Source organism: Marinobacter sp. EN3, from assembly GCF_000475315.1.
Classification (GTDB): Bacteria; Pseudomonadota; Gammaproteobacteria; order Pseudomonadales; family Oleiphilaceae; genus Marinobacter; species Marinobacter nauticus.
This window is the reverse complement of record NZ_AXCC01000012.1, coordinates 45533-62481: the sequence shown is the minus strand read 5'-3', so window position 1 is coordinate 62481 and position 16949 is coordinate 45533. Positions and strand designations below refer to the sequence as shown.

14 protein-coding genes are annotated in these 16949 nt (G+C 58.7%); 6 read left to right on the top strand and 8 right to left on the bottom strand.

Features of this window, described 5'->3' with window-relative positions:
* Nucleotides 1–10: 10 nt before the first annotated feature.
* The 4 genes from Q675_RS24225 to Q675_RS24210 all read right to left on the bottom strand — a co-directional run bounded on the left by Q675_RS24225 (nucleotide 11) and on the right by Q675_RS24210 (nucleotide 5237).
* Entirely contained in the window at nucleotides 11–961 is a 951-nt protein-coding gene (locus Q675_RS24225; RefSeq protein ID WP_023010772.1) for a DegV family protein, read from the bottom strand.
* A 117-nt stretch (nucleotides 962–1078) separates the two neighbouring features.
* Entirely contained in the window at nucleotides 1079–1897 is an 819-nt protein-coding gene (locus tag Q675_RS24220) for a metal-dependent hydrolase (protein WP_023010771.1), read from the bottom strand.
* A gap of 241 nt (nucleotides 1898–2138) precedes the next feature.
* A complete protein-coding gene (locus Q675_RS24215) occupies nucleotides 2139–3515 on the bottom strand; it encodes a solute carrier family 23 protein (protein ID WP_023010770.1) in 1377 nt (458 codons plus the stop codon).
* A 93-nt stretch (nucleotides 3516–3608) separates the two neighbouring features.
* Nucleotides 3609–5237: an acyl-CoA synthetase gene (locus Q675_RS24210; protein WP_014420961.1), complete on the bottom strand. Its 1629-nt coding sequence runs from the start codon at nucleotides 5235–5237 to the stop codon at nucleotides 3609–3611.
* Between the two features lie 148 nt (nucleotides 5238–5385).
* Between Q675_RS24210 and Q675_RS24205 the strand changes: the two genes are divergently transcribed.
* Together Q675_RS24205 and Q675_RS24200 are read left to right on the top strand one after the other, a co-directional pair.
* Nucleotides 5386–6897: a PAS domain S-box protein gene (locus Q675_RS24205; RefSeq protein WP_023010769.1), complete on the top strand. Its 1512-nt coding sequence runs from the start codon at nucleotides 5386–5388 to the stop codon at nucleotides 6895–6897.
* Complete coding sequence (locus tag Q675_RS24200) at nucleotides 6897–7547, top strand: response regulator transcription factor (protein ID WP_023010768.1); 651 nt, start codon at nucleotides 6897–6899, stop codon at nucleotides 7545–7547. Before Q675_RS24205 ends, Q675_RS24200 begins: the two co-directional genes overlap by 1 nt.
* Here Q675_RS24200 and Q675_RS24195 read toward each other — a convergent pair.
* Nucleotides 7535–8950, bottom strand: coding sequence for a PLP-dependent aminotransferase family protein (locus Q675_RS24195; RefSeq protein ID WP_023010767.1), 1416 nt, complete (start codon nucleotides 8948–8950; stop codon nucleotides 7535–7537). The genes Q675_RS24200 and Q675_RS24195 overlap by 13 nt on opposite strands.
* A gap of 205 nt (nucleotides 8951–9155) precedes the next feature.
* Between Q675_RS24195 and Q675_RS24190 the strand changes: the two genes are divergently transcribed.
* Genes Q675_RS24190 through Q675_RS24180 form a run of 3 tightly spaced genes read left to right on the top strand, consistent with a single transcriptional unit; the run spans nucleotide 9156 to nucleotide 11503 of the window.
* Entirely contained in the window at nucleotides 9156–9461 is a 306-nt protein-coding gene (locus tag Q675_RS24190) for a hypothetical protein (protein WP_023010766.1), read from the top strand.
* Entirely contained in the window at nucleotides 9458–10267 is an 810-nt protein-coding gene (locus Q675_RS24185; protein ID WP_023010765.1) for a PhzF family phenazine biosynthesis protein, read from the top strand. Before Q675_RS24190 ends, Q675_RS24185 begins: the two co-directional genes overlap by 4 nt.
* A gap of 45 nt (nucleotides 10268–10312) precedes the next feature.
* Entirely contained in the window at nucleotides 10313–11503 is a 1191-nt protein-coding gene (locus Q675_RS24180; protein WP_023010764.1) for an NAD(P)/FAD-dependent oxidoreductase, read from the top strand.
* 6 nt (nucleotides 11504–11509) lie between these two features.
* On the opposite strand, the gene Q675_RS24175 is transcribed toward Q675_RS24180, so the two are convergent.
* The 3 genes from Q675_RS24175 to Q675_RS24165 form a co-directional block, all read right to left on the bottom strand.
* Complete coding sequence (locus tag Q675_RS24175) at nucleotides 11510–12961, bottom strand: phospholipase D family protein (RefSeq protein WP_023009338.1); 1452 nt, start codon at nucleotides 12959–12961, stop codon at nucleotides 11510–11512.
* 109 nt (nucleotides 12962–13070) lie between these two features.
* Complete coding sequence (locus tag Q675_RS24170) at nucleotides 13071–14009, bottom strand: universal stress protein (RefSeq protein ID WP_023009339.1); 939 nt, start codon at nucleotides 14007–14009, stop codon at nucleotides 13071–13073.
* A gap of 1 nt (nucleotide 14010) precedes the next feature.
* Complete coding sequence (locus Q675_RS24165) at nucleotides 14011–15498, bottom strand: SulP family inorganic anion transporter (protein ID WP_011785574.1); 1488 nt, start codon at nucleotides 15496–15498, stop codon at nucleotides 14011–14013.
* A gap of 169 nt (nucleotides 15499–15667) precedes the next feature.
* Between Q675_RS24165 and Q675_RS24160 the strand changes: the two genes are divergently transcribed.
* A complete protein-coding gene (locus tag Q675_RS24160; RefSeq protein WP_022990968.1) occupies nucleotides 15668–16948 on the top strand; it encodes an MgtC/SapB family protein in 1281 nt (426 codons plus the stop codon).
* Nucleotide 16949: the final 1 nt, after the last annotated feature.

Genomic DNA, 16949 nt, shown 5'->3' with positions numbered 1-16949 from the left:
CCCGTTCGATTTACTGAAAATCACTGAACTCGTGAGGCTCGGCGGCCAAAGCCAGGCAGATACTGCCCGGCCCCACATAAATGGCACTGGTAATACCCATCTGGGACAACAACAGCTCAACGCCGTTCTGCTCACACGCGTCCCGAAGGCGATTCAGGCCCGGCAGATCCTCGATCTCGGTCCAGCTCAGGCCACAGGAAAGGCTGACATACGGCGTCAGCAAACCCGCTTCCACCCGGGCGACCGCGTAATTCATCACCTTCTCCACAGCCATGTCGAAGTTACGGGTCTTGGCAACCGGTTTGCCTTCCACACCCTGCCCGAAAATCACCGGGATGATGTTCAGCGCCTTACCCAGGAAAGCCGCCACCGCAGACACGCTTTTGTCACCTCGGCGCCGGGCGCGTTCACGGATGTAATGCAGATCCCGGGGAATAACGCAGGTGTAGATTTTGTCAGTGAAGGTTTCCACTTCATGGCGAAGCGCATTCTTCGAAACTTTCTGGCCAATCAGCTTCAGCGTGTGAGCCGCCAGCAGCCCCTGGCCGGCAAAGATCTGTTTGCTGTCGATCACCCGCATGGAAAACTTGCCATCCCGGCCTGCGGCTTTGCGCGCTTCTTCATAATGCGCCATCACCGAGTTCATGGCCTCGGAAGCATTCTGGTAAATCAGGCTCCGGCTGCGGGTGACGGTTTCGCAGATAGCCACATCAAATTCGGTGACGATCTTTTCCATGAACAGATCGTGAATCTGCTCGGCGCTGAACGCTTCCGTCTCGGCTTCGTGCCCTTTATCGAGCATGCCGCTCTGGTAAAACTCCTGGGTGCGGACAGGATCGTGGTTATCGATGTAGGTCTGGCCATCAATAATGGCTGTAACGGGCAGCACAAACAGGTCGTGTTTGCGGGCGAATTCGTAGGGTAGATCACAGGCGCTATCAACGATCAGACCAACTCGCATGCTGAATGTCTCCGGGTTCGGGCGCGTCCTCTGGCGAGTGCGCCCTTTTTTATGATTATTTTGCAGCGCCTCAGTGTTACACAGGCTGATGAAAATTTCAGCAACCCGGCAACCGGCTCAGGCTTCCAGTTCCCTCAGATTGGCTTCCAGCAAACCGCGATTGTCCTGCTGCCACGGGTGGAAATCCCGCCGAAAATAGGCCAGAAAGTCCGGCAGGCACTTGCGCAGAACCCCCGGCTTGCCCCACAGGAAATTGAGACCACCCAGCCAGGTTCGCAGGCTCCAGAGCTTGCCGTCGGTTTTCAGTAGACTGCAGGTATTGAGGAAGGTGTAGCGGAAGAAATTCCAGGTTACGAACAGGAACACGATCCGGCGAAGCTTGTCGTTGCCAACACAGGCCCGGTAAACATCGAAGGCCACCGACTTGTGTTCAGTTTCCTCAATGGCATGCCAGCGCCACAGCCTCCTCATGGTTGGAGTCGCCCCTTCCATCCACTCCGGGTGACTGAGAATGGCGTTGGCCAGAACCGCCGTGTAATGCTCCGCACCACAGGTTCCGGCCAGCTGACGACTCGGCGGCAGGCGCCCGACCCACTCCATATGTTTGCGGAATCGTTGGTCCAGGGCATCAATATCGTAGCCCCGGGCTTTCAGGGCTTCGTTGTATTCCTTGTGCTCGCGGCTGTGCAATGCCTCCTGGCCGATAAAGCCCTTGATCTCTTCTTTCAATTTGGGATCTGTAATCTGATCCCGGTAGAGTCGAACCGCATTGATAAACTGCTGCTCGCCATCCGGAAACTGCAAGGACAAGGCATTGAAAAAGGCCGTTCGAAAGGCATCGTTACCATGCCAGAGCGTTCTCAGTTCGGTACGAACATCGAACCGCAGGTGCCGGGGTTTGACCGTGACACCATCGGGGGTGGAGCTGATCGTCATGGCAGCCTCCTGTGGTCTGTTTGTTGTTATCGGGAGTTTGACTGCGGATAATTTTTAATCAACGGAATCAGTTTACCCCCACGTAACTGCAAACCGGAAGGCATACCTCAAGAAAAAAAGACGCTTTGTCACAATATGACAACTTGTCAGAAACCCGAACAGAAACAAAAAAGGGAGGCGCTCAGGCCTCCCAAGGACACACAGTGGGTAGATGCCGCCGCCGAACACGGCGGCATCAGGTTCAGTGCTCTTTGACCGGCTCCACACCCGGTGCTTCCGGATCTGGGGTAAAGCCGAGAATGTGGGTGCGCTCGATCAGGAAGTACAACACCGCACCAGTGGCCAGGCCCCAGCCCGCGCCGTAAACCGCGAGTACTACGCCCATCGTGCCAGCAATACCACGCTCGGTGTTGTTCTCCAGCTGCTCCAGGCCCACCATCAGACAGATGTAGCCGGTCAGCAGCAGTGTCAGCGACAGGGCAATCGGCAGTACCGGTTGAAAGAAGCTCACCAGCGGCAGCACAAACAGTGCGATAAAGCCGGTAATCCAGAAGGTGCCACCACCGCTGTAGATGGAATCCATGGCATTACGGCCATACTTGTAGCGCTCGGCCATGGTGGCGGTCACCGCCGTCCAGATCGGGCCAGCCAGGCCAGGGTATGGCGCGAAGAACGCGTGGCCGCCGTTACGGATCGCTGTGACCAGATGGACACGGTCCACGCTGTTGTCGATGTCTTCGTCTTTGCGCAGATGGTCAACACGATTCATTAGGGACTGACCCACCACGATGTCACCGAAGGCAATGACATAGGCAATGACTGCAGTCGGGATGGCGTACAGGAACACATTCAGATCCGGGAAGCCGACGCTAAACGGCAGGTAATTCCACAGCTGGTCAAACGCCGGCTTGGTGATGCCCCATTCCACGTTGGGCACCGCGTATTCGCCAGTGGCAAAGCCCACCAGAATGGCCACCACCATACCCGGCACCATGCCGTAGTTGGCAATCTTGCGGGCGATCACGTTCTTGTCGACGAAACCTTTGAACGAGACCGAGAACATCAGATACAGACACACCAGGCCGCCTACGATCAGGGAGATCGGCGTATTGGCCAGGCGGCCGCCAGCCTCGATTTCACCCATCAGCGCTGCAATACCGGCACCGATAATGATACCGCCCTTCATGGAGCGCGGAATCCAGTTGACCAGTTTACTGCCGAGCCGGGTAACACCCAGAATCAGGAAGATCAGGAACACCAGGAACTGCAATGCAAACAGCGCCTGGATGGCCTCAGGACCGGGTTCATAATCGGAAAGGAACAGCAGCACCACCGGAATACCCGGGGTAATCCAGCCGGGCACCAGAGGCACACCCAGCAAGGCAGGCAGCATAAAGCCGATACCGCAGATCACCACGTAAGCCAGGGCCACGTCGTAGGGAACACCGAGATATTTTTCCAGCAGAGGGATCATGGCCAGACTGACCACGAACATGATCAGCGCCTGCACCATCTCCGCGAATTCCCAGCGGTAATGCACAAACGGAAGACGAACTTTGAAGGGACCAGCAGGCCAGTACGGCTGCTCTTCACCATTTTTTCTGTGGAACATTTGCATAAAGAAACCTCCAGACACCGTGTTTCAGGCGCCAGCCAGTGTTGTTTTTGTGGAGAGGTGTGGCTGCGCCGGCAGGCGCAGCCGTCATGGGATTCAGTTCAGGTCTTTGGCCTGGTCCCTCAGTACGAACTTCTGGATCTTGCCGGTTGAGGTTTTCGGCAGCTCCGTGAAGACCACGGTCTTGGGCACCTTGAACCGGGCCAGGTGCTCGCGGCAGAAGTTGATGATGTCGTCTTCAGACACATCCCCGGCTTCCGGCTTCAGGGTGATGAAGGCACAGGGAGTTTCGCCCCACTTCTCATCAGGCCGGGCAACCACCGCCGCTTCCAGTACAGCCGGATGGCGATAGAGGGTATCTTCCACCTCGATGGTGGAGATATTCTCGCCACCGGAGATGATGATGTCCTTCAGGCGATCCTTGATTTCCATGTAGCCGTCTTCGTGCCACACCGCCAGGTCGCCAGTGTGGAACCAGCCACCACGGAACGCCTCTTCCGTGGCGGTCGGGTTTTTCAGGTAACCCTTCATCACCGTGTTACCGCGCAGGAAGATCTCACCGATGGTTTTACCGTCTTTGGGGACCGGCTGCATGGTGTTGGGGTCCGCCACCATGGTGCCGCCCAGCGTGTGATAACGAACACCCTGGCGGGCCTTGATTTTGGCGCGATCATGCAGGGGCAGCTCGTCCCATTCGGATTTCCAGGCACACACGGTGACCGGGCCATAGACTTCGGTCAGGCCATACACGTGAGTGACCTTGATGCCCATCTCTTCAATGGAACCAATCACCTGGGCGGGGGGCGCCGCGCCGGCGGTCATGGATTTCACTTCGTGGTCGATGCCCGCCTTGGCTTCCGGTGAAGCATTCAACAGGGCGTTCAGAACAATCGGAGCACCACACATGTGGGTAACCTGATGATCACGAATTAACTGCAGGATTTTCTCCGGGTCTACCCGGCGCAGGCACACGTGGGTGCCGGCCATGGCGGTGATGGTCCAGGGGAAACACCAGCCATTGCAGTGGAACATCGGCAGGGTCCACAGGTAGACCGGGTGCATGTCCATGGACCACACCGTCTGGTTGCCCAGCGCGTTGATATAGGCACCGCGGTGGTGATACACAACACCCTTGGGGTTACCGGTGGTGCCGGAGGTGTAGTTCAGGGAAATAGCATCCCACTCATTATCCGGGAAGCTCCACTGGAACTGTGGGTCACCTTCCTGCAGGAAGGCCTCGTAATCCAGATCGCTGACCTGAACGCCCTCACCATACTCCGGGTCGTCCACGTCAATCACCAGCGGCTTATGCTCCAGATGGCGCACCGCATCCTTGATCACCTGACCGAACTCACGGTCGGCAATGACCACCTTGGCCTCGCCATGCTCCAGCATGAAGGCGATGGCTTCGGCATCCAGGCGAACGTTCAGGGTATTGAGCACGGCACCGATCATAGGGATGCCAAAATGGCACTCCACCATGGCCGGAATGTTCGGCAGCATCACGGCAACGGTATCGCCCCGGCCGATTCCACGGCCCTTCAGGGCAGATGCCAGGCGCAGACAACGGTCGTAGGTTTCAGCCCAGGTGCGGCGAATAGCACCGTGAATGATGGCCGGGTAATCCGGATACACACTGGCCGTGCGCTCGATAAAATCTATGGGGGATTGAACAGCGTAGTTCGCGTCCCGGGGCTCTAGGCCCTGGTCAAAAATCGACGTCATTGGCGTGGTCCTCTAACTCGAATGTTGTTCTTATGGCGTATTCAGAAGAATCGCTAAAGCAGCTATACTCAGCATTGCCGAAAATGGTAGACCACAGCAAAATTACTAGAAACTCTACCATGGTATTATGGGAATACTTCTATAATATATGACAAATCCCAACAATCCTCGACAAATCAGTCTCCTGCTGGACAGCGACCCGCAACCCACGCTGATTCTGGCGGCCGACGCAACGGTATCCGACTGTAACCGGGCCACCCGTGAGTTGCTCACTATCAGTAAAGCACCTTCACCGGATACTTTGTTGCCGGTAAACACTCCGGCGCTGGTGCAGGCGGCCATCAGCCAGGGCCGGGCCATTGAAGAGGTGGAGTCACGGTTCAGTGACCGAATCGTCCTGTGGAGCTTTATTCCCTTGCAGGAGGGCACGCAGGTTCTGGTGCGCGGGCGCGATGCCACCAACGACATTCTGGATCAGGAGCGGGCGGTGCGCTCCAACCGGCTTTACCGCCTGATCACCGAAAACACCACCGACCTGATCTCTCGCCATGCCCCGGATGGCCGTTTTATCGACGCCACGCCTGCCTCCTGGCGGCTACTGGGATACTGGCCCGAAGAGCTGCGCGGCAAGGCCCTGGAAGACGTCTTCCAGGGGGAGAATCTGGCCGAGGAGCTGGCACAGACCCGCCACCGGCTGCGGGAAGACGGCTACGCCACTCTCACCCTTGAACTCCATCACCGGGATGGCAGCCGCCGCTGGTTCGAGATTGCCAGCCGGGCCATTCGCGAGACGTACACCGGTGCCGTAGTCGAAGTGATCAGCGTCTCCCGCGATATTACGGCCCGGGTAGAATCGGAAGAGCAGAACCGCCGTCTGGCAGACGAACTGGCCCACACCGCTCGCCTGGCCACCCTGGGCGAGCTCGCCTCGAGCATTGCCCATGAGATGAACCAGCCGCTGGCCTCAATCGTCAATTTCGCCAGCGCCAGTCAGCGTTTTCTCAAGGAAGCCGACAAGCATCCGGACCGTCTCCTGAAAGTGGACGACGGTCTGCAGAAGATCGTGCATCACGCCAACCGGGCCTCGGAGGTCATCAAACGGCTGCGAGCTTTCCTGCGCAAGGGCCAGAAGCGCATGGCACCGGTCTCGCTCAACGCCGTCATCAGCGACGTGGTAAAGCTGTGCCAGTGGGAAGCGGAAAAAAACGGGGTACGGTTGCAGGAGTATCTGGCCGCCGATTCTCCCGTGATTACCGCAGACCCGGTTCTGCTGGAGCAGGTGTTGATCAACCTGATTCGTAACGGCATAGAAGCCAATGTCGAAGCCCGCGGCGAAACCGGTCGGCTGTCCCATATCGTGGTGACCACCTGCATCAACGATCAGCGCGAAACCCTGATCCAGGTCACCGACGAGGGTACGGGCCTGGATGACGAAGGCATACGCCAGATGTTCCAGCCGTTTTTCACCAGCAAACCCAAAGGCCTGGGGCTCGGGCTTTCCATGAGCCGTTCCATTATCGAAGGTTTTGGCGGCTTTCTCGACGCCATACCCGCCGAAACCGGCGGGCTGTCATTGATCTGCCGGTTCCCGCCCAACCATCACCGGCTCGCCCCAAATCGCACCGCAGATTTCGCACATCCGCCAGGAGAAAAACCCTGATGCCAGACACGCACAACACGGTCTACGTGGTCGACGACGACGCCGGCATGCTTGAATCCACCCAGTGGCTACTGGAGTCAGTGGGACTGAAAGTGAAAGCCTACAGCGATGGCCGCCAGTTTCTGGATGCGGTGGAGGACCAGCGGCCTGGCTGCGTGGTTCTGGATATCCGTATGCCGGGGCTGGGAGGATTGAACGTACAGGAAGAGTTGCAGAAACGAGGCCTGGACGTGCCGATCATCTTTGTTTCCGGCCACGCCGACGTGCCCATTGTGGTACGGGCCTTCAAGTCCGGGGCTTTTGACTTCATCGAAAAACCATTCAACGAACAATTGTTGCTGGACAGTGTGCAACAGGCCCTTCAGGACGCCGACGATCCCGCACCAAACGCAACGCCTGCTGCCGGTACCGAAGCATTGATTGCCAGTATGACCCGCCGGGAGAAGGATGTATTCCTGCCCCTGGCCCAGGGTTACACCAGCAAGGAAATTGCCGAGCAACTGGATGTCAGCGTCAAGACCATCGACCTGTACCGGGCCCGGGTAATGAAGCGCCTTGGTGCAGAGCGCCTGCCAGACGTGACCGGCCTGGCCATTGCCGCGGGTCTGTTGAACCCGCTCGAACTCAGGCAGCCCGCTCAGCCGGACTGACGCTGGACTTCGTGGGCCAGGGAGCCAAGTCGTATCACCGCGGTCTCCAGCCGATCCGTCCAGGGATTGCCGCCGTTCAGCCTCAGGCAGTTCTCGAACTTGTTGGTGGTTGAGAACATCAGCCCCGGCGCCACGTTGATGTTTTCGGCCCGGGCTCGCCGATACACTTCGGTACCCGATACGCCATCCGGCAGCTGCACCCAGAGCACAAACCCACCCTGGGGTCGGCTGACCGCCGTACCCTCCGGGAACGACCGGGCCACGGACGATCGCAGCCGCTCGGTTGCCTCCCGGAAGTGTTGCCGGGCACCGCGCAAATATCGGTCGTAACCGCCCTGCTCCAGAAAATGCGCCACCGCCAGCTGTGGTATGGACGAGGTTGCCAGATTCACAAAATATTTGTGCTGGCGGGCACTGGCCATGTGCCGGCCGGGAATCATCCAGCCCAGTCTCAGGCCCGGTGAAATGGTTTTGGAAAAGGAGCTACAGTAGATCACGTTGTCTGCGCGATCAAAGGCCTTGGCAGGCCGCGGTCGTTCACCGGTGTGGTAAAGGTCGCCATAGATATCGTCTTCAATCAACGGCACATTGGCAGCCGCCATCATGGCCACCAGCTGCTGCTTGCGCTCGTCCGTCATCCGGGCACCCATGGGATTACTGTGATTCGGCACCACCACACAGGCTTTCAGCGGCCACTGTTCCAGGGCCAGCTGCAGGCCCTCCAGACTGATGCCATCAGACGGATGGGTTGGAATCTCAATTACCCGGAGCCCCACCACCTCCAGCGCCTGCAGGATTCCCGGAAAGGAAGGCGACTCCACCGCCACAATGTCACCGGGCTGGGTCACAGCCCGCAGGGCCAGAATGATGGCTTCCTGGGCACCGTTGGTGGCGAGCACATCGTCTGGCGAGATCGGCACGCCGAGGGTGGCCATGCGCTGGGCAATCTGCCGGCGGAAGGATTCCTTGCCGGGGAAGGCATAATCCAGGGTTTCCAGGCCCCGCCTGGCAGCCCACAGGGTGCTCTGCTGGATCTGCCGCAACGGCAGGTAATCCGGGTGTGGTATGGCGGTTGCCAACGGCACCATGCGCTTCTGCTCGTCCGCGCACAGATCCAGTGTCATTTCCCGGGCAGACACCGGCAGCGGCTGGCTGCGTTGTTCCGACATTCTGGGTTCCGGCACGTCCCTGGCAGGCAACCTTACGAAATAGCCACTACGCTCCCTGGCCTGCAGATAGCCACGGGCTTCCAGCGTCTGGTGGGCCTGAAGCACTGTGGAAATGCTGACACCAAACTGACGGCTGAGCACCCGAACCCCGGGCAAACGCTCACCCTCCCGGTAAACGCCATCACGGATCAGCCCCTGCAGCTGATCTGCTACCTGGTTATAAAGCACACCCATGGTCTTCTCCCTGTTTGCAGTGGCCAATCGAGGTCTATTGCAGCAGATCCGGCGCCAATTCAAGCAGTACAGATTGGCTACTTTTCGGCCAGCACAGTTCAGATTATAGATCATCTGTACCGATTCAATGCCTGGTTAACTGAATCTGTTATGGCAACACGGATAGGCGAACAATAGAGCCATCCACTGAAGAAGGAGTTTCACCATGGCACAGGTACAGAAAACCCACGAGCGCTTTAATCAACAACCGGACAGATCCAGAGCCAGTCAGAAAGACCTGTTCAACCTTGTCGGAGCAGACGCTACCACAGGCAACGGCCTTCACCTGAAAACCATACAAGGCCTGGCCCGGGAGGGCATCCGGGTAATCCCGGCCGGCCACAACCACTGGATTCTCACCGGCAACCGCCCGCTGCCGGAAGTCCACTGCTACAGTGAGCAGGAATTACAGCGCTTCGCCCATTCGCGAGCCAGACATTATCTGACCAACCCCAACAGGGAGAGCCTATGAACACCACACCGATTTATCAGATCGATGCCTTTACCAACACCCTGTTCGGCGGTAATCCGGCAGCCGTTATGCCGCTGGACCAATGGCTGCCAGACGAGCGGATGCAGGCAATAGCACTGGAGAACAACCTGTCGGAAACCGCGTTTCTGGTGCCGTTGCCAGAGTCTGACCCAGCGGATTTCCACATCCGCTGGTTCACCCCTGCGGTGGAAGTACCGCTGTGCGGCCATGCCACACTGGCCTCGGCGTGGGTGGTGTTCAACCGCCTGAACTGGCCGGCCGACACCGTACGTTTTCACTCCAAAAGTGGTCCATTGGCCGTTACCCGCCGGGCAGAAGGCTGGCTGGAACTGGATTTCCCTAATCTGCCTTTCGAGCACAGGCCAACGCCGGCGCTGATTCTGGAGGCTTTGCCCGGGGCGCCGGCCGAGTCTTTCTACGTGCCTAACGACACCAATTACATGGTGGTGCTGGGCTCCGAAGACGAGGTGCGGACCGCAACTCCGGATAACCGCAAACTGGCCGAGCTGGGCAACCAGGGCCTGATTGTGACCGCCCCGGGAACGGACTGCGATTTTGTCAGCCGCTATTTCGCTCCCGGCGCCGGTATCGACGAGGACCCCGTGACCGGCTCCATCCACAGTGTGTTGGTGCCCTACTGGGCTGAGAAGCTTGGTAAAACCGAACTCAGGGCTCGCCAGGTTTCTGCCCGCGGCGGCGAACTGCGCTGCGAGCTCCGGGGCGAGCGGGTGGCCATTTCTGGCCAGGCAGCCTTCTACATGGAAGGCTCCGTTCACCTGCCGTGAGGCTGGTATACTGCCCGGCGTTCTTCACCAACGGCGGGTAGTATAATGGCAGGTTCATCCTCAGCGTATGACGTAATCATCATCGGCGCTGGCGCAGCAGGGCTGATGTGTGCGGCAACCGCCGGCTACCGGGGCCGGCGTGTGCTGGTACTGGACCATGCCAACAAACCGGGCAAGAAGATCCTGATGTCCGGCGGCGGGCGCTGCAATTTCACCAACCTGAACAGCACACCCACCAACTTCCTCTCGGATAATCCCCATTACTGTATCTCGGCGTTGAAGCGGTACACGCCCCAGGATTTCCTCGAACTGGTGGATCGACACGGCGTCGAGTACGAGGAGAAAGCGCCCGGTCAGTTGTTCTGCCGGGACAGCGCCAGAGACGTCCTCAATGTTCTGCTGACCGAATGTGAATGGGCGGGCGCGGAGATCCGGCTGAAGACCCAGATTCAGAAGGTACGGGAAGCGAACGGTGGCTATCAGGTTATGACTGGCAGCGGCGTGCTGAGCTGCGAATCTCTTGTGGTTGCCTGCGGCGGCCTGTCCATTCCCACCATGGGCGCGACCGGATTCGGCTATGAGCTTGCCAGAACATTCGGGTTGAACATTCTGCCGACCCGGGCCGGGCTGGTGCCCTTTACCCTGCAACCGGAGCTGAAACAGCAACTGGCACCACTCTCGGGCATCAGTTGCCCGGTGGATGCCCACTGCCACAACCAGCACTTCCGCGAGCCCATGCTGGTGACGCACCGGGGACTGAGTGGCCCGGCCATGTTACAGGTGTCCAGCTACTGGCGGCCGGGGGAGGAGGTGCACATCAACCTGTTACCGGGCCAGCCAATTCGGGAGGACCTGCTGGCACTTCGCAAGCAAAAGCCGCAATCCACTCCGGCGCAGTATCTCAACCAGCATCTGCCCAAACGTTTTGCCCAGGCATTTAATGAACTTCAGGGCTGGCATGGCCCACTGCAGGGCTGCAGCAATCAGGACATCGAACAGATTGCCGACACTCTGGGCAACTGGACGGTGAAACCGGCCGGCACCGAGGGTTATCGAACCGCAGAAGTGACCTTGGGCGGAGTTGATACACGCCAACTCTCTTCCAAAACCATGGCGGTTCTGGATCGGCCGAATCTGTTCTTTATTGGCGAAGTGGTGGACGTGACCGGGCACCTGGGTGGTCACAATTTCCAGTGGGCCTGGGCGTCTGGTGTCGCTGCCGGCAACGAGGCCTGAGCGCCGCTACAGGTACTTCTCGATAGGCAGCCAAGACAGCATCCGCGACATGGCCCGGCGCCAGAAACCCACCTCCGGCTCGTGCTGCACCTCCTGCCCCTCTGACCGCCAGACCAGTTCATCCTGGCCATTCAGCTCAACCCGCCAGCTGTTCCGGGGCTCCATGGCGTAACGGATATCGTCCGCCACGGCACCGGCGAGCTCCGGGCTTTTGATCACCAGCACCGTCTCACCATTGAGATAAATGGAACGCAGATTCACGTTAAAGGAACCGATAAACAGGGTTTCCCGATCAAACACCACCGCTTTGGAATGAAGGCTTACCTCACCGCCGTCACAGGCCGCGCTCGCGGCCACCCAACGTTGGCAGGCAGGGGCATCCGGTCGCAATTCGTGCAGCTCAATACCCTGTTCCAGCATCGCCCGGCGCCAGCGGGCATAACCCGAATGATTGGTCACCAGATCATTCGTCGCCAGGGAGTTGGTCAGTGCAGCGACCTCCAGGCGACCGTTGCCAATTCCGTCAACCGCTTTCAGCTGGTTGTCGGTGAGGATCAGATACGCCGATTCAATCAAAATCTCGGAGCGAGCGTCCTCTACCAGTTCATACAGGGTTTGTGCGGTTCGCTGGGGAGCCTCTGCGGGTGCATCCGGGTCTTCGGGAGGCGGATCAAACACCAGTTCGGCGGGTGCAGAAACGGTGTTGGCAAACAAAGTCTCCAGATAGCTTCTTGCCGTTTGCCGGTTTCCTGGTGGCTCGATCTGGTAATGCCGCGAGGCGGCAGATTTAATCAGGACGCTGAGCTTCGGTTGTGCCTGTTCAGGCTTGGGATAAAGCTCTACCAGCGGCAAAGTCCAGGGACTGTCCCAGTAGGCCTCGAAATTGACGGTCATGTCCCCCGCCAACGGCCCCAGCACCAGAACATCGCGATCCCGGAAGTTCAGTGTCGGATGCTGATCGAAGTACTCATCCCCGATGTTCCTGCCCCCGGCAATACCCACAAGACCGTCCACCACAAAGGTTTTGTTGTGCATGCGCCGGTTGATGCGATCAAAGTCAGTGATAAACGAGAGCCAGCGGCCAAAGCCATCCCGGGACCGGGATGGGTTGAAAATACGCACGCGGATATTGGCATGGGCATCCAGGAGGGCGAACAGGGATTCCTTGCCAGCGACGTTTATATCGTCCAGCAGCAGGCGAATCACCACTCCGCGATCCGCGGCCGCAACCAAGCGGCTGGCCAGGTAGCGGCCGCTGTCATCGTCGTTCCAGATGTAATACTGGGCGTCGATGCGCTGGCTGGCAGTCTCGATCAGTGCGGCCCGGGCCAGAAAGGCATCCTGGCCTGTGTTCAGCAGTTTTACCGCCGGCAACCCGGCGCCGACCCGCTCTTCGCTCTGTGCCTGCAGAAAAGCGTCTGGCTCCGAGGCGACCGGTATTGCCAGCCCGTGTTCCATCGGCTTGATCCCTCCTGCACAGCCAGCAAGGACAACCAGGGATATCAGGGGCAATAACCTTCTGATCATCGGCTTCCCCTCTCGGCTGCCTGTGAGCAATGGTTGCTCCTTATCTGAGAATAACCAGCGGCTTGTGCGCGGTTTTCAGCATGGTGGTTGTTGTACTGCCCACCAGAAACTGGCGGATTCGCGAGTGGCCGTAAGCGCCCATCACCAGAATGTCGATGCTGTGCTCTTCCTGATAGGCGTGCAGCGTGGGCTCCACATCGCCAGCGCGGATAGCCAGCGTGATCTCAACACCGAGGCCTTCCAGCATTTTTTCCGCTTTTTTCAGTTGCTCCCAACGATCGGCCGTGTCGGCTCCAACCATCACCAGGTGCAAAGGCATGCCCCGTAACACCGGGCTGGCCGCAATCATCTCAATGCCCTTGAAGGCGGTCGCGGAACCATCAAAGGCCACCATGGCACTTTTCGGCTCGCTGTATTCATCTGGCACCAGTAGAATCGGACGATGCACACTACGGATCACGGTCTCAAGCTGGCTACCGATGTGCACATCGCGATCGGAACTGCTTTCACCGTGCAACCCCATCACAAATAGCCGGGTTTCTTTTTCCAGCGCGGTCAGGGCCTCGGCCAGGTTGTCATGGCGCTGGCGCTTGACCGTCTCGCCAATACCCGCAGTTTTTACCCTGGCCTCTGCTTCGTCCAGCATGTGGTGGCCATGCTCCAGGGCAAGCTTGGAGCGCTTACGGTCCAGCTCCGCCAGCTCATCCAGCAAATGCTCGCGGCTGCCAAGGCCGATGCTGCCAGCCAGATCCGGCTCGGCCGGATACCGTTCTTCATCCAGAACATGCAGCAGCATCAGCGGCGTGTCCATGTGGCGGCTGGCCCAGGAGGCAAAGTCGCACACTGCAGGGGCGGCCCGGGAACCGTCAATACACGCCACAATTCTCAACTTGTCTGCCGTCATAGCTGCCTCGCCTTGCGCCTGATTCTGGCTGTTATTATTGCTGCGAATGTCAGAGTTTTCTTTGGTCTGAGTCATATCAGTGCCCCATCAGCTGGTCAACGGCGTCGGGCTTGTCGTGCACCCCGAAGCGGTCAACGATGGTGGCACTGGCCTCATTCAGGCCAATCACTTCCACATCCGCACCCTCACGGCGGAATTTGATCACTGCCTTGTCCAACGCGCCAACGGCGGTAATGTCCCAGAAGTGCGCGCGGCTGAGGTCTATCACAACATTGTCCACCGCTTCCTTGAAGTCAAAGGATTCCAGGAATTTTTCCGAGGAACTGAAAAACACCTGGCCCACCACGGTATAGCGACGGGTGTCTGTTGCCTCGTCCAGCTCGGAGGTCACCAGCATGTAATGGCCAACCTTGTTGGCGAAGAACAGGGCCGCCAGCAGGACACCGGCCAGCACGCCGAAAGCCAGGTTGTGGGTGGCGACGACCACAATGACCGTAACCAGCATCACGATATTGGTGGACAATGGATGCTCCCTGAGATTACGGATGGAATCCCAGCTAAAGGTACCGATGGAGACCATAATCATCACGGCCACCAGGGCGGCCATCGGAATCTGCACCAGCCACTTGTCGAGCACCAGAACCAGAATCAGCAGAAAGACACCGGCCGTGAGCGTGGATAAACGTGTGCGACCACCGGATTTCACGTTGATGATGGACTGACCGATCATCGCGCAGCCGGCCATGCCGCCCAGTAAGCCGGAACCGATATTGGCAATACCCTGGCCCTTGCACTCGCGGTTACGGTCGCTGGTCGTGTCCGTAAGATCATCGACAATCGTCGCCGTCATCAAGGATTCCAGCAGCCCTACCACGGCAAGACCGAGTGAATAAGGCAGGATGATCATCAGGGTTTCCAGCGTCAGCGGTACGTCTGGCCACAGAAAAATCGGCAAGGTATCCGGCAATTCACCCATATCGCCTACGGTACGAATATCCAGCCCCATAACCATGGAGACAATGGTCAAACCGACGATGCAAACCAGCGGAGACGGAATCAACTTGCCCACAGTGGGTATCAGCGGGAAGAGATAGATAATAGCCAGCCCAGCGGCGGTCATGGCGTAGACATGCCAGGTCACATTGGTGAGTTCCGGCAACTGGGCCATAAAAATCAGGATGGCCAGAGCATTCACGAAACCGGTCACCACTGAACGGGATACAAACCGCATCAAGCCGCCCAGTTTCAGGTAGCCGGCGGCAATCTGGATCACACCGGTCAGCAGGGTTGCCGCCAGCAGGTATTGCAGCCCATGCTCTTTCACCAGCGTCACCATCAGCAGCGCCATGGCGCCGGTGGCCGCCGAGATCATTCCCGGGCGGCCACCTACAAAGGCAATAATCACGGCAATACAGAAGGAGGCATACAAGCCCACTTTCGGGTCAACCCCGGCAATGATAGAGAAGGCAATCGCCTCCGGAATCAGTGCCAGCGCAACCACGGTTCCGGCGAGTAAGTCGCCACGGATGTTCGAAAACCAGTTCTGCTTGAGTGCGTTTGTCATGGTCAGGGGTGTCGCTTTCAATTCCTGGGGATATCAGATCGGGGCCGCGAAGGGTACCAGAAACCGTCCTGAAAGTATGGCCAGACTGGCCATCCAGACAGACCGGGGGTGCCGCCGGGGCCGCTAATTGCCTAGAATGCGTTTAAATAATCTTTGTGGTGACAAGTACATGGACGATGTAGCAAGCCAGTTCCTAAACGCCAACCAGACCACCATCAATCTGGCCGTAGCCTTGCTGCTCGGGGCCATCATTGGCCTGGAGCGGGGCTGGGATGCCCGGGAGCAGAAATCCGGGGAACGCATTGCCGGTATCCGCACCTTCTCACTGGTCGGGCTGTTGGGCGGTATTGCCGCCGTATTGTCGGAGCAGATTACCCCCTGGGCCTTTCCGGTATTGCTACTCAGTGTAGTGGCCATGGGGCTGGTGGCCTACAGCGAGCGCCTGGAACACATCCGCAATTTCAGCATTACCGGCATGGTCGGCATGTTGCTGACCTTCTGTTTCGGCGCTGTTGCCGTGGCGGTGGATCCGGTGATCGCCACCGCTGCTGCGGTGGTCACCGCCATCATTCTGGACAACAAGGAAGAAATCCACGGCTGGGTGCACAAGCTTCAGGCCAGCGAACTCGACGCTGCCCTTAAACTGCTTTTGATCTCGGTGGTGATGCTGCCTCTGCTGCCAAACGAGGCCATGGGCCCGGGTGGCGTGCTCAACCCCCGGGAAATCTGGTGGATGGTGGTGATGATCGCCTCCATCTCATTTGTCGGTTACTTTGCCATCCGGGTGGCCGGAGCCCGCAAAGGCATTCTGTTCACCAGCCTGTTTGCCGGGCTGAGTTCATCTACCGCCCTGAGCCTGCACTTCGCCCGGCAATCGGCGAAAAATCCCGACTTCAGCCCGCAGTTTGCTGCCGGCATCCTGATTGCCTGCGGCACCATGTTCCCCCGGATTCTGGTTTATTGCCTGGTCATCAACAAGGCACTGCTGCCCAGCCTGATCTGGCCGGTCGCCATGATGACCGCCCTCCTCTACGTGCCCGCGCTGATCATTTGGCGCCGCAACGCCCGGCAACTGCAGGTGAGCCAGCCCACCATGAACCAGAACCCGCTGGATCTCTCTTCCGCACTGGTGTTCGGTTTCTTACTGACCGCCATTCTGTTACTGGGGGAATTCCTCAAGAATGCCTTTGGCGATGTCGGCATTTACGCCCTGGCCGCCACCTCTGGCGTGGCGGATGTCGATGCCATCACCCTGTCTCTTACCCGGATGTCCAACGATGGCCTGGGCATGGATGCAGCCGTGCTGGGGATTGTCATCGCGGCAGCGGTGAATAATCTGGTGAAATCGGGCATCGCCTGGAGTATCGGCAACCGACAAACCGGTCTGTTGGTGGCTGGCCCGATGGTGTTATCTCTGGCCGCAGGCCTGTTGGTGGCCTGGCTGCAATAAG